The sequence below is a fragment of the Gimesia sp. genome (assembly GCF_040219335.1).
GTDB lineage: Bacteria > Planctomycetota > Planctomycetia > Planctomycetales > Planctomycetaceae > Gimesia.
Genome location: NZ_JAVJSQ010000004.1, coordinates 499,252 through 519,339, shown reverse-complemented (window position 1 = coordinate 519,339; position 20,088 = coordinate 499,252). Strand labels below are relative to the sequence as shown.

Annotated in this window: 17 protein-coding genes; 5 read left to right on the top strand and 12 right to left on the bottom strand. The window is 52.9% G+C overall.

The window, feature by feature from the left end; all coding sequences use genetic code 11:
- Window positions 1-103: 103 nt before the first annotated feature.
- Window positions 104-1,642, top strand: a complete 1,539-nt coding sequence (locus RID21_RS03195) for a HEAT repeat domain-containing protein (protein ID WP_350187141.1) — start codon at window positions 104-106, stop codon at window positions 1,640-1,642.
- Between the two features lie 9 nt (window positions 1,643-1,651).
- Here RID21_RS03195 and RID21_RS03190 read toward each other — a convergent pair whose 3' ends face one another.
- The 3 genes from RID21_RS03190 to RID21_RS03180 form a co-directional block, all read right to left on the bottom strand.
- On the bottom strand, window positions 1,652-2,893 hold the full coding sequence (locus RID21_RS03190) for a tetratricopeptide repeat protein (protein ID WP_350187140.1): 1,242 nt from the start codon (window positions 2,891-2,893) through the stop codon (window positions 1,652-1,654).
- A 189-nt stretch (window positions 2,894-3,082) separates the two neighbouring features.
- Window positions 3,083-3,676 (bottom strand): hypothetical protein, encoded by a 594-nt coding sequence (locus tag RID21_RS03185; protein WP_350187139.1) that lies wholly within the window; start codon window positions 3,674-3,676, stop codon window positions 3,083-3,085.
- A gap of 93 nt (window positions 3,677-3,769) precedes the next feature.
- The gene (locus RID21_RS03180) at window positions 3,770-5,452 is read right to left on the bottom strand and encodes a type II and III secretion system protein family protein (protein ID WP_350187138.1); all 1,683 of its coding nucleotides are present in this window, start codon (window positions 5,450-5,452) and stop codon (window positions 3,770-3,772) included.
- A 527-nt stretch (window positions 5,453-5,979) separates the two neighbouring features.
- On the opposite strand from RID21_RS03180, the gene RID21_RS03175 reads away from it, so the two are divergent.
- Both RID21_RS03175 and RID21_RS03170 read left to right on the top strand, forming a co-directional pair.
- A complete protein-coding gene (locus RID21_RS03175) occupies window positions 5,980-6,519 on the top strand; it encodes a hypothetical protein (RefSeq protein WP_350187137.1) in 540 nt (179 codons plus the stop codon).
- Window positions 6,520-6,655: 136 nt separating this feature from the next.
- The gene (locus tag RID21_RS03170; protein ID WP_350187136.1) at window positions 6,656-8,278 is read left to right on the top strand and encodes a hypothetical protein; all 1,623 of its coding nucleotides are present in this window, start codon (window positions 6,656-6,658) and stop codon (window positions 8,276-8,278) included.
- A 41-nt stretch (window positions 8,279-8,319) separates the two neighbouring features.
- On the opposite strand, the gene RID21_RS03165 is transcribed toward RID21_RS03170, so the two are convergent.
- Window positions 8,320-8,502 (bottom strand): hypothetical protein, encoded by a 183-nt coding sequence (locus tag RID21_RS03165; protein WP_350187135.1) that lies wholly within the window; start codon window positions 8,500-8,502, stop codon window positions 8,320-8,322.
- A 388-nt stretch (window positions 8,503-8,890) separates the two neighbouring features.
- On the opposite strand from RID21_RS03165, the gene RID21_RS03160 reads away from it, so the two are divergent.
- Window positions 8,891-9,832 (top strand): type I phosphomannose isomerase catalytic subunit, encoded by a 942-nt coding sequence (locus tag RID21_RS03160; protein ID WP_350187134.1) that lies wholly within the window; start codon window positions 8,891-8,893, stop codon window positions 9,830-9,832.
- Between the two features lie 7 nt (window positions 9,833-9,839).
- Here the strand turns inward: RID21_RS03160 and glnD are convergent, their stop codons facing one another.
- The 4 genes from glnD to RID21_RS03140 all read right to left on the bottom strand — a co-directional run bounded on the left by glnD (window position 9,840) and on the right by RID21_RS03140 (window position 15,047).
- Window positions 9,840-12,536 (bottom strand): [protein-PII] uridylyltransferase, encoded by a 2,697-nt coding sequence (gene glnD / locus RID21_RS03155; RefSeq protein ID WP_350187133.1) that lies wholly within the window; start codon window positions 12,534-12,536, stop codon window positions 9,840-9,842.
- A gap of 83 nt (window positions 12,537-12,619) precedes the next feature.
- Entirely contained in the window at window positions 12,620-12,958 is a 339-nt protein-coding gene (locus tag RID21_RS03150) for a P-II family nitrogen regulator (RefSeq protein ID WP_145039488.1), read from the bottom strand.
- Window positions 12,959-13,052: 94 nt separating this feature from the next.
- Window positions 13,053-13,391 (bottom strand): P-II family nitrogen regulator, encoded by a 339-nt coding sequence (locus RID21_RS03145; RefSeq protein ID WP_145039491.1) that lies wholly within the window; start codon window positions 13,389-13,391, stop codon window positions 13,053-13,055.
- Window positions 13,392-13,622: 231 nt separating this feature from the next.
- Window positions 13,623-15,047 carry an ammonium transporter gene (locus RID21_RS03140; protein ID WP_350187132.1) on the bottom strand — a complete coding sequence of 475 codons (1,425 nt, stop codon included), beginning with the start codon at window positions 15,045-15,047 and terminating at the stop codon, window positions 13,623-13,625.
- 320 nt (window positions 15,048-15,367) lie between these two features.
- Between RID21_RS03140 and RID21_RS03135 the strand changes: the two genes are divergently transcribed.
- Window positions 15,368-16,441, top strand: coding sequence for a prepilin peptidase (locus tag RID21_RS03135; protein ID WP_350187131.1), 1,074 nt, complete (start codon window positions 15,368-15,370; stop codon window positions 16,439-16,441).
- 51 nt (window positions 16,442-16,492) lie between these two features.
- Here RID21_RS03135 and RID21_RS03130 read toward each other — a convergent pair whose 3' ends face one another.
- The 4 genes from RID21_RS03130 to larE form a co-directional block, all read right to left on the bottom strand.
- Complete coding sequence (locus RID21_RS03130; protein WP_145039493.1) at window positions 16,493-16,990, bottom strand: Fur family transcriptional regulator; 498 nt, start codon at window positions 16,988-16,990, stop codon at window positions 16,493-16,495.
- A gap of 48 nt (window positions 16,991-17,038) precedes the next feature.
- Window positions 17,039-17,335, bottom strand: coding sequence for a flagellar biosynthesis anti-sigma factor FlgM (locus RID21_RS03125; protein ID WP_350187130.1), 297 nt, complete (start codon window positions 17,333-17,335; stop codon window positions 17,039-17,041).
- A gap of 520 nt (window positions 17,336-17,855) precedes the next feature.
- Window positions 17,856-18,953 (bottom strand): threonine aldolase family protein, encoded by a 1,098-nt coding sequence (locus RID21_RS03120; protein ID WP_350187129.1) that lies wholly within the window; start codon window positions 18,951-18,953, stop codon window positions 17,856-17,858.
- Window positions 18,954-19,035: 82 nt separating this feature from the next.
- The gene (larE, locus tag RID21_RS03115; RefSeq protein WP_350187128.1) at window positions 19,036-19,899 is read right to left on the bottom strand and encodes an ATP-dependent sacrificial sulfur transferase LarE; all 864 of its coding nucleotides are present in this window, start codon (window positions 19,897-19,899) and stop codon (window positions 19,036-19,038) included.
- Between the last annotated feature and the right edge of the window lie 189 nt (window positions 19,900-20,088).

Below are 20,088 nucleotides of genomic sequence, written 5' to 3'. Positions count from 1 at the left end.
GAAAGCAGGTGCATTTCCCGTCAGGGGCTGTATACTGATGGATACAGTGTCTGTACGCTTTTGTCGCCGGGGTTTCGGCAGGAAATAAGCAGGGGAGAGTTCGATGCACTCAAATACATTCCGGGAATTACGACGTTTCTGCGGTCTGGTTCTGTTCTTGACTGCAGGCCTGCCTGCGCTGTTGTCTGCTGCCGATCCGGTCGCTTTAAAGTACCAATGGAAGCAGGGGCAGGAACTGGCTTATCGGATTGAAATTGAAGTGGATCTGGAAGATTCCACAGAAGTGCTCAGTGGAATTGAGCAATATCGTGTGACAGAAGCGACAGATGACAGCCTGACGATCCGCTGCAATGGTAGCCTGAACTCGACGCGTAAAATCAAACGCGACAAGGGACGACGGTTGATCATCCCGCCTGCGCCGCGAATGCCTCATTCGAATCCCTTTGCGGGACTGACTGGCAGCATGGCCGGGGTGATGAATCCGCATGAGATTGTCATGAATCGGTTTGGGGAAATCGAGACGGTCAAAGGGTCATCGCTGCTGCCGTATCTGATCGGGCATTTGTCTCAGATCAATCTGATTCCGCTTTCTCCTGCTGGTAAAGCGGAATGGTCTGAGCAGGACAAAGCGAAGATTTCCGTGATCTCATCCGACCGGATGGCACTTCCGTTCCGTGGGCCCAATGTGGAGAAAACGCTGGAAGCCAAAAAGTCGACCGAATATGTAATTGAAGGTGAGCAGGGGAATCTTGTGACGATCAAGGTGCAGCACAGCTATCGCACGATTGCGATGGTTGAAGACGGGCCTGAGGTAGAACTGACGGGCTCAGGGCAGATTCAGTTTGATAAACAACAGGGCGCGGTCAAAGAGCTCAAGTTGAATTATAAAATGGTGCGACGCAGTGAGTCGTCGACCCATCGGATCCCGATTACGATCACGTCGCAGCAACTGACGGCGGAAGAGCTGGCACAACAGCAGGCTGCGCAGGCCGAGTTACGCAAGAAGCATGCAGCCGAAATGCAGAAGCGGGAAGCGGCAGCGAAATTTGAGGTCCCTGAAAACCTGGATGCCGCGCTGACAGGAATATTGCAGGATTTGTCGACAACGAATCTGCTGCAGCGCAAAGCGGCTCTGAAAAAACTGAGCCAGGCGAAACCGACGAAGAAAAATCCGGAAGTAGCGCGGATCCTGATTGGACTCCTGGAGAGTAAAGACATCACTATTGTCAAGGATGCTTCCGAAGCTCTGGTGGTCTGGTCAACCAAAGAGAATGTACCCGCCATGATTAAACTGTTACCCGAAGTTAATATTCTGGGACAGGAAAACGTAATGCAGGCCATATTGCAGCTTCAGACTGATGAGGGGACCGAGGCGGTTGCAGGGCTGTTGTGTGATCGGTCCAGAGCTCATCAGGCGGGAAATCAGCTGATTAAGTACGGCAGCGATGCAGAAGATGCGGTACTGGAACAGCTTGCCCCTGAAGATTTTCTGACAACGGTGAACGTGATGCGCGTCTTAAAAGAGATTGGCACGGAAAAGAGTCTGAAGAAAATCGACGAGGTGACACGTAAAACGAAGAATAAAAGTTTCCGTTTTCAGGCTGCCTCGACGGTCAGATCCATCGAGGCGCGAGTCAAGTAGTCTGTGACATTACGGCTGTGCGAGTTCACCCGGTGCACGAAACAGGGATTCTTCCGAAGCAGCAGTCTTGTCTTGAGCAGGTACTTCATTCGAAATACGAATGATAACCGGTGCTTCCTCTTCGATTTCATCGAGTGATCGGAAGGGGTTGATTTCCAGAGGTGCCTCTTCCCGTTGTGGTTTAGGATTTGCTTCCACTTTGGGTTGAGGGATGGTCCGGGTCACAACGGGCTTGGATTGAACCGAAGCTGTTCGGGTAGCGGTTTTAACCGGTGCCGGATTATCAGGAATTTTCCGGAAGGGTTGTACTTTAACCGGTGCTGCCGATTCCATTTCCTTCTTCAGTGAGACCTGACTGATCAGCTTTGTTTTTTCAGAAGCTGGTTTGCTTTGTGTCAGTGTTTCACGTTTTTCCGCGCGGGTTTCTGCAGAAGCTTTCAGGCTGACCAGTTGAGTGGGTTTATCCAGTGACCGGGTCTTCTGCGGTGCAGCTGCTTTCGCACTGTCCTGGGGCTGCGGTTGTTTTTCAGCGGACGCTGCTGCCAGTTGTGCTTCCGCTTCTGCTGTCTTGTGGGCGAGCATGCGATCTTTGAGCAATGCCAGTTCCGCTGCTCCCTGTCCTGCGGAAGTCAGATCCGGGTCTGCTGAGAGGGCGAGATCATATTCTTTGAGTGCCAGTTCCCCTTCGCCGCGCTGGGTATGAATGTAGGCGACGTTGGCATGCGCTTCTGCTTCGGACATGATGTTGCGGAACATGGTATAGCTCTCTTTAAAGCGTCCCTGATGCCCGACAACCAGTGCGAGGTTATTCATGATTCGTGGGTTTTTAGCATCGTTCTGCAAAGCTGCGGCGAGTGCTTTTTCAGCGGCTTCGTACTGGCCCCGCTGGTAGAGGGCATAGCCGAAGTCGTTCAGCACTTCTGAGTTGTTCGGGTCAAGCTGCCTGGCCTGGGTGAAATAACGGGTGGCTGCAACGGTATCGCCCAGGTGCGAACAGACAATCCCCAGTCGATGGCAGGCCTTCACGCTGTGCGGGTTTCTTTTCAGGTAAGATTCGTATTTCTCCCTGGCCCCGATCCACTCTTTCTGTCTCTCCATTGAGCGGGCGGCAGCGAGAGCGTTCTCGTCTTTTTCTTTCCCACCGGGAAGCACAGACTTCACTTTGGAAACCTGTGTATTCAACTGCGAGCATCCCTGGAAAGCGAGCGTGCAGAGAATCAAAGTTGAACAAAACAATCCATTGCTGTTCATAATTGTGTCCTGGCGTTATTTCAGACTGAATTCCGTTTCGATCGAAACCGTGGTGAGAGCGTCGAAATTAAAATGACGCTTTCAGAGATTGTTACTGGTACGACTCGATTAAACCGTTATAAAAAGTGGACGGATCCCCCGAAGAATCCGTCCACTGTAGTTGAGGTTGCTCAGCAGGAAACTTCCGGCTTAGAAGAAGCCGATTCCACCGCCGCCGCCACCGAAGCCGGAGCCAAAGCCACCGAAGCCACCAAAGCCGCCTCCGTTACCATTGTTACGGAAACCGTTATTGTAGGCACGATATGCTTCAAACCCTTCGAAGCCTGGTGTGAAGGCCGGAGCAACAACCACCCGTTCGTCAGCATCCTGCACGTTCATCGCCTGCAGCATTTTGACGATGACGTTGCGACGATGCATGTCCAGATCGTCGTTGCCATGAATCGGGTACTTGTATTCAGATTTTTCTGCGACAGACATGGAGCTGGGCTCGATCACCACGGGGAACGGGGTGGAAGCCATGCGGACCGCGATCTGTTTGATGTGGTCTTCGCCTGCAGCATTTAACTTGGCAGTGGAGCCAACGAATTCGCTTTCAACGATTACGAAGTCGGAGGCTTCACCATTTTCTTCCTGCTTCTGCCAGATATCATCACTGATGGTTCCCAGCGGGGCTACAGAATCGTGAGGGATCTGAGCCTGGTAACCTTTGTGGTGGCAACCGCTGACCAGCAGTGCTGCTAAAGCAATAGCAGGCAAACTTGCAATTTTGGGTTGTATTGACATCGTTTAATCCCTTGTTTATTTCTTTCACATGTTCGAGGAGAAGCGATGTGATTGATATTTTAATAGTCTCTTATCAGGCGAAGTTAAAGATGATTAGTCAGAGAAACCGTAGTCACCGTTGATGTAGTACTTATCAGATTTTGTCTGATGGATGTAATCTTTCTGTTGCTGGTGAATCCGTTTTTTCTGCATGTACCAGACGGTGCTTCTGTGGTGCACGTCCGGCTTGCCTTCAATGTTATTCAGGAAGTAGAAGTCGATGTCACCTGGTTCAGTGACTTCCATGCCCGGCAGAATTGTCGGAGCATCTTCCGGTTCCAGCGGATGGACCAGTTCAGGACTGACGAGCACGATGAGCTCGGTTTCATCCCGTTGTACTGATTTATTAGAGAACAGCGGTCCGACCAGCGGAATGTCTCCGATGAAGGGCACGCGGTTCAAGTCTCCACGCTGCTGTTCCTGAATCAGACCGGCGATTGCCAGTACCTGACCTTCACGCAGATCGACGGTCGTGCTGACAGACTGAGTATCCAGCCCCAGGATCCCGTTGACCGACAGAGCAGGGTTAACCTGGCTGAAAGTCGGAGTTACCTGGAGACGAATTCGATCTTTATCGAGTACGGTCGGCAGGAAGGTCAACTGGGTACCAAAGCCTTTGAAGGTTGTGGTCGCTGCCTGAGCCCCACCCACACCAACCACGGTTGGTACAGCAAACTCACCACCAGAGATGAAGTTTGCAGGACGGCCACTGATTGTCACCAGGTTTGGTTCTGCCAGGATCTTGGCATATCCGTTCTGGGCCAGAGCTGAGATGAACAGGTCGACGTGTTTACTATTGAGAGATGCGGTTACGAGTCCTGAACCGCCATTGGCCAGGTTCTGAGCAACACCGGTAAAGATCTGGCTCCAGCCGAATTCTCCGGCTTGTACGATCAGGTCGGTGCTGGCAGTCCGGGCAGCAGATCGGTCCAGCTGTGCGATTCGCACTTTGAGCATGATCTGTTTTTCACCAGGAACTTTAAGCATGTCGATGACAGTGGCTTCCGGCAGCACGGCTCCCCCTGGGAAGGGGTCTGCAGCCTGACCATCTGCGAAGAGCGAACCTCCTCCAGCACCGTTGGCTCCACCACCGCCAACTCCTGATCCACCGGACCGGGCACGAATGATCGTGATGATCTGCACGGCTTCCTGCTCATCACGAGCCTGGCCACGCACAATCAGTTTGTCAGCAAAAGGAATCAGCTGGACTTTACTGTTGGGGAAGAATTCATTGATCATCTTCTGGAATTCACTGTATTCCATCCGACGCAGGTCATCGATGGAGTTGTCGCCTTCCACTTTTACCTGAACGCTCAGGATTTGTGGATTGGCTTCTTCTCCCAGCCAGAGGGTCATGGTCGTAGTTCCGGTTTCTTTACCGATCACTTCGACTTCCTGTGACCCGAATGCGACGACTTCAATCTTGGTCGGATCGGCGATCGCGACGCGGAAGACGTCCATTTTCATTTTCAGAATTTTGGAATGCCGCTGCTGGACACTCAACTCGACTTCAGATTCATAGATCTGATCAACGAGCTGATGCACCTTTTCTTTGACTTTGGTGCTTGCGACTGGTGTGTTCTTCTTTGCTGTGCCAGCCTTGAAGCCATTTGTTTTGATTTTTCCCGGAACGGGAGGTGCTGGCGGGACCTGTGCAGCAAGGGGCGAAGCCGTCAAAGCGACACCGCAGGCGAGTGCCAGCATTGTGCGTCTTTTCCATAAGGCGTTAATAGACATACTCGTCTCCCAATCCTTTGGTCGTCAGTGTGGATATAAAGGTATATTGGTTTGAACCAGCCCCGAGAAACAGTCTTACATGGGACTGTGAATTTTTCAGTTACTTATACTTATTCCGGGGTGTCACTCAATGTCTGCGGTGTCGTTGTATCAGGTCGGATGGTGCAGTTCCCGTTATAGTCGTGCACATCAGGTCCAGAAAAACTGTTGCAGTTATCATAGTGCCTGCAAAGCGGAGATTCGCAAAGACAAATCCCACAGCATCAGTTCTATCGGAACAACCATCACGGGATGTTGATGGTTTTTTTTGAATGTGGTTCAAGAATGTACAAAATTAGAGATTCTGGCGATTTCAGCAGTTTTCTACTTTATAACTGATGCATGTTGAGACGAAATTGAACTATGGTGGGAGAACTCCTGCTCTGGTGTCTGATTGCGTACCACCCAGAGTGAATTCAGTGGTGATCCACCAGTTAACCTTACCAGTTAAGTTGTAGATACAACATAAAATATCAAAAGGTGGTCTCATGAATGCGAGTATTGCATTGCTCATTGGTCTGAGTGTATGGCAGTCTGACGGTCAAGTCACGCCAGCCAACACGGTCAGTGCTCCCGCAACCATTTCTCCTGTTTCTTACGAATGTAATTACCCGGCTTCTCATGAGTGCATGTCGGACGGGTACTGTCAGTCAGGAGGCGGGAACGGATACTGTGGTATGTGTGGCAGCAGTTACTGTGATGGCCACTGCAAACTGAAGAAACGTTGCTTATGTGACTGGAAAACGACGGGGGACATGTATCCCCACTATCCTTATGCTCCAGCATACCATGGCTATTATTACTTCCGGCCATACAACTACACCAACATTTTGCGTCAGAAGGGTGAGATCATTGCCCTGGGAGGAAATCCAAAAGCTCCCTACGCACACAAGATGTTCGACCGGATCTATGAGCAGATTGATCTGACAACATATGAAGAAGCTCCTGCTGACGGCGACGGTGTCCCGGGGCTGGAACCCATTCATAACGAACTTCCCAGTCTGGAAGACATTCTGAAAAGCAAGTAAGCTGCTGACGGAAACCTGACGGGCTGATAAGAAATTGAAATAAAAAAGATCTGTGCCTTTGTGTGCAGATCTTTTTTTCGTTTGGGGAACTGGAGTGGGCGAATCTGATTCACCAATGGCAGCTGGAGCATGGACCATGAGTCAGCGGGAATGGCTGATCTCCCTGGGACTGATCTGGTGCGCATGCCTGTTTCTGATATCTACCGTAACGATCGCTGATCCTGACTTGTGGGGGCATACCCTGTATGGGATTCGTGCTCTGGAAGCGGATGTGCTGGTAGAGCATACCGATCCGTTCTGCTATACCGAACCGGGGGCAACCTGGATCAATCATGAATGGTTTTCCGAAGATTCCTTCGGCTGGCTCTGGTTGCGATTCGGGAATACCGGTCTCTGGCTCTGGCGCAATTTCTGGCTGCTGATGATTATGATTCCAGGCTGGCTGGCCTTGAGATCGCAGCATGCCAGCCTGGCCGGTGGTCTGTTGCTGCTGGTTTATACCGCGTTTTGCCTGTCACAGTTCGTCGTCTTTGTGCGACCTCAACTGGTGACCTTTGGCTGTTTTGCCTGGACACTTCTGCTGCTGCGTGGCTATCTGACTGATCCGCAACGTAAAGCGATCTGGTATCTGCCGGTCCTGATGTTGTTCTGGTCTAATTCGCACGGCGGGTTCCTGGCAGGAGTCGGAGTCCAGGGGTTGGTCGTCTGCTGGATGGGCTGGAAAACGACTCAGGGAATGTATCGGCCGACAGATTTCTGGCGACTGGCATTTGTGATCGTCTTTGCCTGGGCTGTGACGCTGATCAATCCTTACGGGGTCGGTCTGCATCAGATGCTCTGGGATCATCTGGTAACAAAACAGATTGTGCGGGAGTGGCAGCCTTTGTGGGAGGCGCGCCAGGCACTCCTGTATTATATTCCTTTTCTGTTGATCGGCCTGGCGTTTTTCGGGTCACGTAAATGGGAATGGATCGACGTGCTGCTGATAATTGTTGTAGCCTATCAGGCACTCAGCCATATCAGGCATGTGGCATTGCTCGCGATTGCTGTGCTGATCCTGCTGCCGGTACCTCTATCGGAAGGACTTCACAAGCTGTTACCACGTTTGCATCAGCGATGGGCAGGCGCGCAGCGTACCGGATTGCGGATGTTCCTGGTGGGGGGACTCCTGCTGGGGATCTATGGATTATCCGTGCATACGATTGTTAAACTCTGGCAGCAGCAGGTAGCACCCTGGCAGATCGGAGTGGAAACACAAAGTCGGGCTCCGGGTATGCCTGTGGCTGCAATCGAAATCTTGCAGCAGGCGGAACTGCGGGGGAACATTCTTACCGACTATGGCTGGGCGCAATATGTCATCTGGCAGACGTTTCCCGAGTCGCGAATTGCATTTGACGGGCGTTATCGGACTGTCTATTCCGCGCAGCTGGAACAGGAGCTGGTTGAATTTCAGCAGTTAAACGCTGATTCGTCTGGACCCACGCCATTGCTGGATGAGTATCCAACAGAAATCCTGTTGCTGCCCGCAGCTCAACCGGTCCAGGGATATCTGAAGAAACGGACTGACTGGAAACAGGTCTATGCCGATGCGCAGTCCACGATCTGGCTTAAGGATTTGCCTCGTTTTCAACCGATGATCATTAGAACAAAACAGGAACTGCTCCCGGTGCCTGAGATACCACTCTGGATCCTGTTTCCCGGGGATCCTCCTCGGCAGAAACCGGGAGAGGCATCTCTTCCAACTGGTCGGTCTACCTGACCGGCTGGAAGGCGAAATGTCGTTTTTGGAATCAGTTTTGATCAGCGACAGGAACGATGGGCTGTGCCGGCATTTGCATCGCGTTCAGCCGGGTTGTCCATATCCAGTTGAAACAGAATTTCGTCTTCCTCAATATCTACGACCGTTAAAAACTGATCGCCAACCTGAATTGTATCACCAATAGAAAGTTCGAGTTCGCAGGTTTGGGTTACCAGGTCTGCCACGTAAGCACCTTTCGTAGGGAAGCAGTGTTCCTGGCCGTTGTTTTGTGTCGTCAGGAGAATTTCAACGGCAGGAAGTGTACATTAGTGTCGTTTGTGGGGCTCGCTCATGGGGTCAGGGGGGGAGAGATTAGCAGGAGATCCCGTTTATGGCAATTGGAACTCGGCAAGATCAGGAATTCGCCGAAAACGATTGAAAAAACAGAGACTCGGGTGCGCTCAATTCGTATGATTATAGTTGCAACCAACAGGTTTGGTGGTTTAGGATAGTTAAGGTTTCTATCTTTTCCAGTTTTTCTATCTTGTTGTCTGGTGTTACTTTCCAACTGTTATGTCTTTGCAAGAAGTCCAATCGACGGCCACGTTATTGCCGCTGGAGTTTACGCCTCTCTTGAAGCGTGCCCGGTGGGGCGGGGAGCGTCTGGGCACAATCTTGCAGAAGCCGATCGGTCTGGAAGGGGATTTCGGTGAAAGCTGGGAACTGTCAGATCATCCCGAAGCACCAACCCTGATTGCCAGTGGTGAGTATGCAGGGTGGACTCTTTCTGAAGTGATCGGTCAGAATCCCCAGGCAATGTACGGTGCGGGAACCTGCTATTCGACATTTCCGCTGCTGATCAAATTCATCGACGCTACGGATCGACTTTCCCTGCAGGTCCATCCCGATGATTCACACCTGGCCGACTTCGATGCCCGCAAAGCAGGGAAATCGGAAGCCTGGGTGATTCTGGATGCCGCCCCCGACAGCCGGATTTATGCCGGTTTGAAGGCAGGCGTTGATGCCGATGAACTTGGAGCCCAACTGGAACAGGGGAATGTCGAAGCCTGTCTGCACAGTTATCCGGTTCGTCCGGGAGATTGTGTGTTTATTCCTGCAGGGACTCTGCATGCGATTGGCGAAGGGATCCTGCTGGCGGAAGTTCAACAGACCAGCGATATCACTTACCGATTGTTTGACTGGAACCGACTGGATCAGTCGGGCCAGCCGCGCCCTCTGCATGTTGAGCAGGCATTCAACAGTATCAATTTCCAGCGGGGGCCAGTTGATCTGCTCGAGCCTCGATTGCGTCAGGACGCCGATCATCGAGTTGAGACTCTGCTGGAGTCTTCCTGTTTTTCTATCCGTCGCCATCAGAGTGCGAGTCCGCTGCGGTTACCTTCAGTGAACCGGGCACAGATTCTGATCGTGCTGGAAGGGACGGGACAGCTTGAGTGCAGTGCCGAAAGCTACGAGTTGTTCCAGGGTAAGACGCTGCTCGTGCCGGCGGCCGCTTCGGATTGCCAAATTGTGGTCGAAAACGAAATGACGTTCCTGGAAGTGATTCCCGGCTGACCCGGAATCAGACCCGCTGGTAACGTTTGTAGCCTTCAAGTTCGAAGTCATGCAATGTTGATTCGAGTTTCTGTCTGATCTGCTGCAGCCGCCCCTCATCAATGATTTTCTGTTCGTGTTCATCGATCACATAGAAGACATCGACGACCTGGTCGAGGTGCGTCGAAATTTTCGCCATGACGACGGAGAGCCCCATGCGGCTGATGGCCCGGGAAATAATATAGAGCAGCCCGGTGCGGTCGTTGGAAATGACGTCGATGATCGTGCAGCGTTTGGAAGAGTGATTGTCAATTTCCACGCGTCCCAGTTCGTACTCTCCGCTCAGCTCAGTTGATTCGTGGAACCGCTGATTGGAGAGGAACATGGTGCGGGCATCGCTTTCTCCTTTGACGGCCTTGCGGATTTCCTCTTCGATTTTTTCGATCTGACTTAAGGGAACTTCATCCACAAAGTCATGATCAATGACGTGAAAACTGTCGACGACACCACCGGAGGCGCTGGTCGTAATCTGAGCGGAAATGATCTCCATGCGACGTGAAGTAAACACGCTGACCATGCGATGGAAGCAGGCCTGTGAGTACATGGCGGGAGCGATCACATGGTAATTGACCGTGCCTGTGTCCGGTTCGAATTCCCCCTCCACCACGATCTGATCCGGTGGGAGGTCGCGGAGGATTTTGATGTCGGCGGCAATCCGTTCTGAAGAATTGACCAGCAGATAGTGTGGCGAGAACGAATTAAACAGCTCGGTGAACCAGGAGTCAGGGTCTTCTTCATACTCGGGAATCTGGGGGAGGTCGAGGTGATTTCGGACCAGCTGTTTCACGCGAGCCAGGCGCTGGTCACGATGATAGCGGGAATGCTTTCCACCCAGCAGGAGCATGGTGCGTTCGTATAAATCCGCGAGCAGTTCCGACTTCCAGTCAGTAAACACGCCGGGGCCAACCGCAGTGATGTCTGCCGCGGTCAACACGTATAACATGCGGAGTTTTTCCGGGCTGCCGACCTTCTGACTGAATTCGAAGAGGATATCCGGATCAGAGATATCCCGCCGAAATGCCAGGTGGGCCATCGTGAGATGCTCTAAGACCAGGAAGACGAGCAGTTTCTGTTCGTCCTCTCTGAGCCCCAGGCGGACCGCGGTGTCTGTTGCGATCATGGCGCCCATTTTACTGTGGTCTTCGCCGTAGCCTTTCCCAATGTCGTGCAGCAGAATCGCCAGGTTGAGCAGATCCTTATCCTCGATATTGCGATAGGAACTGCCCAGGGCGGAGTCGTCATCAGCGAATAATTCCGCTGCTTCGATGGCGCGGAAAGTGTGTTCGTCGACGGTGTAGCTGTGATACTGATTGAACTGCAACAGACAGTAAGCATGTTGCATATAAGGGATCAGCAGGTTGAGGATGCCGGTTTCCGACATGATCCTCAACGTGGGGCCCAACTGCGTGCTGCGGCCCATGATCGCGCGGAACAGATCGATCGAGCGATTGGTAATTGTGGGTGGCAGCTTGAGCGCTGCTTCGCGAATGGCATCCAGCAGATCGGGGGCGATTGAGATGCCGTACAGCGAAGCGGTATCGAACAGTTTGAGGATTTCTTCCAGGTTGTTGCAGACTTCGTTTCTATATTTCGGGACGACATCCAGGTGGTCGGGAGCGATTTTGAGGATTCCGTCTGAACGATGCGTCATCAGGAAATCATAAGCCCGCGACAGGAAGGGCAGGGGGCGATGTGCCTTGATGAAGCGTTCGGTGATTTCCGCGACTGCTTTGCTGTGCCGGAAGTATTCCTGCATCAGGATTTCGACAGGACGCTGTCCGTTGGTGCCTTCAATCTGTCTTTGTTCGGCCATCCAGAGTTGCGAATCTTTGGTAAACAGATCCTGCTGTTTGCCTGCTTCATAATGCAGTTGAATGCGGACTTTGAGTAAATAGTCACGGGCATTTTTGATGGTTCGCACATCACGACTGTTGATACGGCCATCGAGTCTCAGCATGTCCAGGTTCGATGTACCGTAGCGGGCGTAACCGGTCCAGCGAAGCAGGTGGATGTCGCGCAGACCGCCGGGCGAGCGTTTGATATCGGGTTCCAGCTGCATGACCGCGCCGCCGTGCTGTTTGCGTTCTTCCCAGCGTGCGGCAACGCACTGTTCGAAGAAGATGCGTCTGCGAAACAGGATGACGTGGCGGTAGTAAGACCGAATCAACTGCTCAGCCAGATGCTCATCTCCCCAGATGGAGCGGGCCTCGATCATCGCGGTGGCAAACTCGGGTTCGGTGCGGGCCATCTTGATGGAATCTGCAATCGTACGAACACTGTGCCCCAGTTTGAGGCCGGCGTCCCAGCAGTTGCGGACAATGTTGCCGATGAAGTTCGAGAATTCATCAACAACCTGATTGCGATAGAGGAACAGCATGTCCACATCGGAGAAGGGGGCCATTAAGCCTCGACCGGAGCCGCCGATGACCAGGATCGAGCAGTTCTGCTGAATCCGTTTCTGTTCTGCTGCGGAAAGTTCCTGGAACTGATCCTGGATGATCTTGAGCAACAGCTGTTCGATGGATTCCGCGATGGCGGTAGCGATTTGCAGTCCGCCTGCTCCCTGGCGCAGCAGGTCACGTCCTCGTTGTCTGGCCTGCTCCAGCTGTGTGCGATAGACAACGAAGGGTTGCTGTGCAGAACTAGAGTTCGCGGTGCGTGACATGGTCTGTTCCAGGCTGAAACGAAAAACGAAACAGGACTGCCTGGCCTGATGACAGCGAATCGCGTATGGAAGCTGTCAGCAAATCAGACCGCTTCCGGGCCGGTTTCTCCCGTACGGATTCGGATAACTTCATCGAGATTCGTGATAAAAATTTTCCCGTCACCAATCTGGCCTGTCCGTGCCACCTGTGTAATGGTTTCGACGGTCTGGGGGACCACGTCGTCCTGGACAACGATTTCAATTTTCACCTTGGGTAAGAAGTCGACGATGTACTCATTGCCGCGGTAGGTTTCTTTATGACCGCGCTGGCGACCAAACCCCCGGACTTCACTGACAGTCATACCACTGATGCCAAGCTCCGAAATGGCATTTTTGACTTCTTCAAGTTTGTAATGGCGTATGATTGCCTGAATTTTTTTCATCTAAGACTTCTTTATCAAGGGGTAACGCGACTCAGCTTTCTAAAAGATGTAAAGCAAAAGGGGCAGGAAATCGGCCCCTCGCTTTACGTCTATTTTAGAGAGCGGTCTCTCCAGCTTCTCCCGTACGAATACGGATGATGTCTTCCACGGGAAGAACAAAAATCTTTCCATCACCGATCTGGCCGGTGCGGGCTGATTCAAGAATCGTGTCGACAACGGCTTTCACCTGATCATCGGGAACGATGACTTCCATTTTGGCCTTGGGCAGAAAATCGACGGTGTATTCGGCACCACGATACTGTTCCTTATGTCCTTTTTGACGACCAAAACCCCGTACTTCAGACACCGTCATACCCTGTACACCAATTTCGGTGAGGGCATCTTTGACTTCTTCCAATTTGAAATGTCTGATGACAGCTTCCACTTTTTTCATCGGAATCATACTCCCAGAAAAATGCCCGGTTTTCCTACAGCGCTTTCAGAAACCCAAGCGACTATCACACTTACCTATTATATCGAAACCAGGGGAAAATCTCGATACCTCAATTTCATTTCCCCTGAAAACTCTCAGAAGTATTCGAACTGACACACAGGACCAATCCGGATGACTTTCCTGAAACAGGTGATCAGAGCCAGAACCAGCCGGCTCTGATCACCGAGATGCTTACAGGAAAATGTATCCTTCTTCGCCATGCTGACTCAGGTCGAGACCCTGAATTTCACCATCTTTACTGACCCGCAGACCCATGGTCAGATCGATCAGTTTGAGGATGATGATCGTGCCGATCACGGAGATCACGACCGCAGCCCCGACACTGACGAGCTGGTTAATGAACTGCTGTGTATTTCCTTCCAGTAACCCCGATCCTTCCGCGTTGCCGGTAATGGCCTTGGAGGCGAATACACCGGTCAGGATAGCCCCAACCATTCCCCCCACGCCGTGCACGCCGAATGCATCGAGTGAATCGTCATATTTAAATTTGGATTTGAGTGTAGTACAGGCGAAGTAGCAGGCAAAGCCGGCGATCAGGCCCAGGATGATGCCCGAGAGAGGCGTCACCGTACCACAGGCCGGTGTGATGCAGACCAGACCGGCGACTGCACCGGAACAGGCACCCAGAATGCTGGGTTTCCCGAGCGAGATCCATTCAGCAATTGACCAGGCAAGGACACCTGCTGCAGCTGCCAGGTGAGTGGCAACAAAGGCATTCACGGCAGCCGGGTTTGCTGAAACAGCACTACCAGCATTGAAGCCAAACCAGCCAACCCAGAGCATGGTCGCGCCAATAAAGGTGTAAGTTAAGTTATGTGGAGGCATTGGTTCCTGACCGTAGCCCAGTCGTTTCCCGAGCAGGATGGCACAGACCAGAGCCGAGAAGCCGGAGCTGATATGCACGACGGTTCCGCCGGCAAAGTCAAAGGCAGGGTAGAGGGCGTTCTCGTTCCATTCGCAGAGCCAGCCTGTATCAGACCAGACCCAGTGTGCGATGGGACAGTAAATAAAGGTGCCCCAGAGGATGGAGAAGACGACCATCGAGCTGAATTTCATACGTTCGGCGAATGCACCACAGATCAGGGCTGGTGTGATGATGAAGAACATCATCTGGAAGACCATGAACAGGGCTTTGGGAATACTGCCGTTGGCCGGGATGTCTACGGCGCCATCTTTCCAGCTGGGAATAACCCCTTTGAGCAGGACGTGATCAAAGCCACCCACGAATCCGCCGAGAATGTCGGATCCAAAGGCCAGGCTGTAACCCCAGAGTGCCCAGATGACGGACATCAGTCCCATCAGGAAGACGCATTGCATCATCACGCCCAGAATGTTCTTTTTTCTAACAAGTCCACCATAAAACAGAGCCAGCCCGGGTGCCGTCATCATCAGCACCAGTGCTGAAGCAACCATCATCCAGGCGATGTCTGCATTGCTGAATTCGACAGCAGCAGCTTCCTGGGCCGGCGCTTCTGCACTCGATCCGAGCGGCGGGGCACTGGTTGTTTCATCAGCAAATAGTGGACCGCTTGCTAATAAACCAAGACAGAGTGTAAAAATTGTGCAGTACGTACGAAGTCTGTAGACTCTCCTCATTACAGGGGCCTTTCTGAGCGCATAGAATTGTCAAAAGCAGTGAGCGAGCGCTTTTTCACTGGTTTGAACTGATGGTCTGCTTATGAATTCATCAATCCAGGAGAGAAACTTCTGTCAGCAGTTTCCTCTAATTTGATGTTTTTTGAGCATCGGCAATTGCCAATGCTGCTTACAGACTTCACCATATTCACATTCAGCATGACCATGCGGTCAAACCAGTTAACGCGTCAGTCTACCAAAGGCGTGCACTAAAATCACCTGTCAAATCACAGGTTTTATTCCGGTTTATTTAAGATATGATGAACCTGCAGATTAAACATTTGAATACATTATTGCCCCCGGAACTGGCATTACTGGTGCCTTGTGGCGTCCTATTTGTACTGGGAGCAATGGTCGGGCAGGTGGTAAATTCCTGGGTTCGGCGGATGTCACTGCAGTCAAAACCGCAGCCACTGTCGCGCTGTGAGGCATGTGGTGCGCGCATTTTGCGCTGGAAACTGATTCCGCTGCTCCGCTGGATCCCCCTGGGGAACCGTTGTCCGGCCTGTTCCAGGCGGCTGCCTCGCTCCGAATTTTTACTCGAACTGGGGACGGGCGTCCTGTTTGCCAGCTATTATCTGATGGCGGTCCACTTTCGTTGCCTGGATGTGCCTTCGGTGGTGCCTCCCGAGGGGATGTTCGAGTGGCGGCTGCTTTATCATTATGTTCTGCTGACTCTGCTGGTGGCGGCGACCAGTATCGATTTTCGTGAATACCTGATTCCGGATCAGATCACCGTGACCGGAATGCTGGTGGGAGTGATCGGGGCTACGGTCGCGGGGCAGTTACAGATCATCCATTTCTGGGTGGACTGGAACCAGGCGATTCCCGGACTGGCGGGGCCTTATATTCCTGAGTGGATCAAAGACCATTCGCACTGGCACGGACTGGCGTGGAGCATGGCAGGGCTGCTGGCAGGAGGCGGTCTGACGTGGGGCGTACGTCTGATTTCATCAGTGCTGCTGGGACAGGAAGCACTCGGGCTGGGTGATGTGACCTTAATGGCGATGGTGGGCAGTTTTCTGGGCTGGCAGCCGATCGTGCCTATTCTGTTGCTCGCCCCCTTATGCGGATTACTGATCGGCTTTGTGACGCGGATGACCACCGGCAAAACTTATCTGCCTTACGGCCCTTATTTGTGTGCTGCAACGCTGATCGTGCTGATGGGCTGGCAGTGGATCTGGCTGGCGGAATGGTCGTCTGCGGTACCCGGTGCGCCGCCGGAATTCTCTATTCGCAGACTGTTTGGCGATGTTGGCGGGCTGGCCATCATTGGTGGCATTGCCCTGGGAGCGTTTATCGGGCTGCTGCTGATGCTGCGGGTTTACCGGTCGATTCCGATTAAGCGTCAGTAAGCTTTGACGTCTGACACGCTGGAAATACAAGACGAAATGACCTGATCGGGGTTAGATCAGGTCAAGCTTCTTGTGGCGTCGCTGAGGAGGCCGCGAGCATTCATCGCAGATGCCGTAGACTTCGAGGCGGTGTTCGCTCATGCGGAAATTGATCTGCTCGGCCAGTTTCTCGAGCAGATTCGCAATTTCCTCATTGTGGAATTCGAAGAGTTCACCACAGCTTTTGCAGATGAAGTGATCGTGCTGGGGATAGCCGTAGTCGTGCTCGTAAACATCGCGATCGTTGGTCCGTGCTACCTTCCGCAACAGGCCGGCTTCTTCCAGCGAGCCTAAGGTGCGATAAACGGTAGAACGGCTGACCCGGCGTCCGGTTTTCTGGAGGGCCATCCGCTCGACTAACTGATCGGCGTCGAAATGTTCGTGGGATGAGAAAACTTCCGCGACGATTAATTCGCGTTCCTGGGTTAATCTCATTCCTTTTGTGGCCAGGTACTCTCTGAATTTCTCCGTGGGAGAAACAGCGATTTCCAGGCTTTCAAAATTGAGCACGGTAAATCTCTTCCTCGTCAAAAGTCTCTACTACAGCGCCGGTGCGGATTACTCGGAATCGTTGAACTGATCCAGAAGTCGCCCTAAGGCTGCTTCCAGTTTCTCATCCGTTTCGTAAGTTCCGTCATCAATGGCTGCCTTGATTTGTGCCAACCGCTCTGCACGCATATCGGAGTTGTTCGTCATTTCATCCAGCATACGCCCCGCGGAAGATATCTCCAGCTGATCCTGCGGTGAGGAGATCGGCTTCGAACCAGGCGTCTTATTGATGTTGGTGTTGCTCGGACCAGCTTGCTTACTGATAGGCAGCGATCCGGAAATAGAACTGGTGCCGTTAACATCCATGGCGGCGTTCCCCCTGTCACGTGATCCTGAACCAGACGGGACCGAAAGTTCCCGACCATTAGTTACTGTATGGGGTTCATGATATCGTAAGAAGGGGGATCGATTCAACTGGTAGTCTGCAGTCATGGCCAATTCTTTCATTGAATTCGCTGAATTCAAGTGGTTTTGCGTCTTAGTGATGCAAAAGAACACCTGTTTTCCAGCGGGTCGTCAATTCAATATTGAATGTAGAATGGCTTCCTGCACATCCTCCAGCTCAATGATGTAAAATAAGACAGGGCTTATAGGTAAGACATAATCTTATGTCGTTACAGCCTCATTCTTTGAGGGGAGTTTGAACCTTAATTCCATCGACGACTGCTCAGGGAAAAGTTTAACTTCCCATATAGAAATCAGCGTTTGGACACAGGACTCGGCTGCCTGTAGCGATTATGCCGATTATGATACACAGGCAGACCGGTGGTTTCAGTTCTGCCGGTCTTGCCTGTGGTAAGGTCTATTTATGAAAGGCTTTACGGTGTTAGCCGCGAGCATAGGGGCCGGTGGCGATTCCGGTGTATTTTTCCAGTCCCTGCTGCAGGGCTTTCTGAACGATCGGGGCGACCTGTTCGATCTGCTCGCGGGTGATGTCCAGGTGGGTGCAGGCTCGCAGGCGGGTTTCTCCCATTGCGCCGATGCCAACTCCCAACTCCTTTAAAGCGGCTGAAAGCTGCATTGCGTTTCCATGCTCGGGGGCGATATCAAAGAAGACGAGGTTGGTCTCGGTCTCCGCGGGATTGATTGAGATCCCGTCGATCCCGGCGAGCTGTTCTGCCAGGAAGCGGGCGTTGTCATGGTCTTCCTGCAGTCGTTCGATATTATTTTCGAGAGCATAGATGCAGGCAGCGGCGACGATACCGGCCTGACGCAGGGCACCACCAAAGACTTTCCGGGAGCGACGGGCTTTGGCGATTTCCTCTTTGGGGCCGGCGAGGATTGAGCCCATGGGACAGCCCAGTCCCTTGGAGAAGCAGATCGAAATTGTATCCAGCGGTTTGCAGACCTCGGCAATCGAGTAGCCGCCGGCGACCGTTGCATTGAAGACGCGGGCGCCATCCATGTGGGTTTTCAGGCCGTTCTCGTGTGCCCAGTCACAGATTTCGGTCAGCTGGTCGAGCGGGTAGTAGTGACCACCGCCGGCGTTGGTGGTGTTTTCGACGCAGAGCAGGCGGGTGCGACAGAGGTGCTGATCGTCTGCACGAATTTTGCCTCGTACATTTTCCAGTGCGAGCATGCCTTTCTCACCGGAGAGGGTACGACAGGAGACACCACTCAGGATGGCCGGTCCGCCGCCTTCGAACATCGCGATGTGCCCCAGTTCGTGAATCAGCAGTTCGTCACCCGGCAGGCAGTGAGCGCGAACACCCATCTGGTTGGACTGGGTTCCCGAGCAGGCGAAGACGGCCGCTTCCATGCCGAGCATTTCGCAGATCATGGCTTCCAGGCGATTCACGGTCGGGTCTTCGGCGTTCATATCGTCGCCGAGCTCCGCGGTCATCATGGCCTGCAGCATGTCAGGCGTGGGTTTGGTTTTCGTATCACTGCGAAGATCGATAAATGCGGGATCAAGCGGGGCCACTGGGTTATTCCTTGTCATATATTGCTGTGGAGATCACGGAGTGCATCACCGGTTGGTTGGTCGGGTTGTTCTCTACGGTGACTTAAGATTTATGAGCGGCTATCTGTAGTTCCTCAAGGGACAGAAATGAGTTCATGCTTCCGGAACGGAATCCCTGCAGATCAAGGGTGACATTCTGAAAGCCGAGCTCAAGAAATTTCTGGGTGACCCGGGGCAGGGCAGTGGGGGTTGTCAGGCGATTGATCTGGTCGAGGGGGACTTCGATGCGTGCCAGTTCCTGAGGTTCCAGGCGGACCCGCAGTTCCGGGATGTCGAATTCTTCCCGCAGAAATCGCTCGGCGGCGTCAATCCTGCCGACCCGTTCTTCGGTGACTTCCACGCCGTAGGCAATCCGACTGGAAAGGCAGGGGTGGGCCGGTTTGTTCCAGATCGGTAGATCCCAGTGCCGGGCCAGGTCGCGGACATCGGCTTTGGTCAGGCCCGCTTCAATCAGGGGGCTGCGGACTTCGAAGTCAGCAGCGGCCTGCATGCCCGGGCGATGATCGCCTCGGTCGTCCAGGTTGGCGCCATTGACGACCGTGGCGTCCTGCCAGTCGTGACGGGCGATGGCCTGATTCAGGATCTGGTAGAGTTCGGTTTTACAGTAGAAACAGCGGTTCGAAGCGTTGGCCCGGTATTCGGGGGTTGCGAATTCTGCAGTCGAAACGAGCTGATGCGGAATTCCGATCAGTTCTGCCAGCCGGATCGCTTCTTCTTTCTCTCCTGAAGCCAGGCTGGGGCTGACGGCGGTGACCGCCTGTGCCTGATCTCCGCGTGCGAGAAACGCAGCTTTGGCGACAACCGAGCTGTCCACTCCCGCGGAAAAGGCGACGATAATCCGGTCCATGTCCGCGAGAATCTGCTGCAGGTGATCTGTTTTCCGGGATAATTCGGCAGAGAGTGACATAGTCAAAGTAATGGTAGTTTAACAGGTTATCGAGATGTTTCCACTGGATTGATTATAGACAACCGGGGGGAGGATTGTCTTGGAACATCGCCGGAAAAAATCCCCGGATTCTGGATTGCACAGCGAAATAGCCGCGAATCCCCGGAGACAAGTGGAGGTTTTGTTTAAGAGAGCAGGGGAGGGAAGCGG

What these genes read in the sequence shown, in the direction of transcription:
- RID21_RS03195 (WP_350187141.1), top strand. Translation starts at nt 104, where the DNA reads ATGCACTCAAATACATTCCGGGAATTACGACGTTTCTGCGGTCTGGTT.
- RID21_RS03190 (WP_350187140.1), bottom strand. Translation starts at nt 2,893, where the DNA reads ATGAACAGCAATGGATTGTTTTGTTCAACTTTGATTCTCTGCACGCTC.
- glnD (WP_350187133.1), bottom strand. Translation starts at nt 12,536, where the DNA reads ATGTCACGCACCGCGAACTCTAGTTCTGCACAGCAACCCTTCGTTGTC.
- RID21_RS03170 (WP_350187136.1), top strand. Translation starts at nt 6,656, where the DNA reads ATGAGTCAGCGGGAATGGCTGATCTCCCTGGGACTGATCTGGTGCGCA.
- larE (WP_350187128.1), bottom strand. Translation starts at nt 19,899, where the DNA reads ATGTCACTCTCTGCCGAATTATCCCGGAAAACAGATCACCTGCAGCAG.
- RID21_RS03145 (WP_145039491.1), bottom strand. Translation starts at nt 13,391, where the DNA reads ATGAAAAAAGTGGAAGCTGTCATCAGACATTTCAAATTGGAAGAAGTC.
- RID21_RS03140 (WP_350187132.1), bottom strand. Translation starts at nt 15,047, where the DNA reads ATGAGGAGAGTCTACAGACTTCGTACGTACTGCACAATTTTTACACTC.
- RID21_RS03180 (WP_350187138.1), bottom strand. Translation starts at nt 5,452, where the DNA reads ATGTCTATTAACGCCTTATGGAAAAGACGCACAATGCTGGCACTCGCC.
- RID21_RS03185 (WP_350187139.1), bottom strand. Translation starts at nt 3,676, where the DNA reads ATGTCAATACAACCCAAAATTGCAAGTTTGCCTGCTATTGCTTTAGCA.
- RID21_RS03150 (WP_145039488.1), bottom strand. Translation starts at nt 12,958, where the DNA reads ATGAAAAAAATTCAGGCAATCATACGCCATTACAAACTTGAAGAAGTC.
- RID21_RS03175 (WP_350187137.1), top strand. Translation starts at nt 5,980, where the DNA reads ATGAATGCGAGTATTGCATTGCTCATTGGTCTGAGTGTATGGCAGTCT.
- RID21_RS03125 (WP_350187130.1), bottom strand. Translation starts at nt 17,335, where the DNA reads ATGGATGTTAACGGCACCAGTTCTATTTCCGGATCGCTGCCTATCAGT.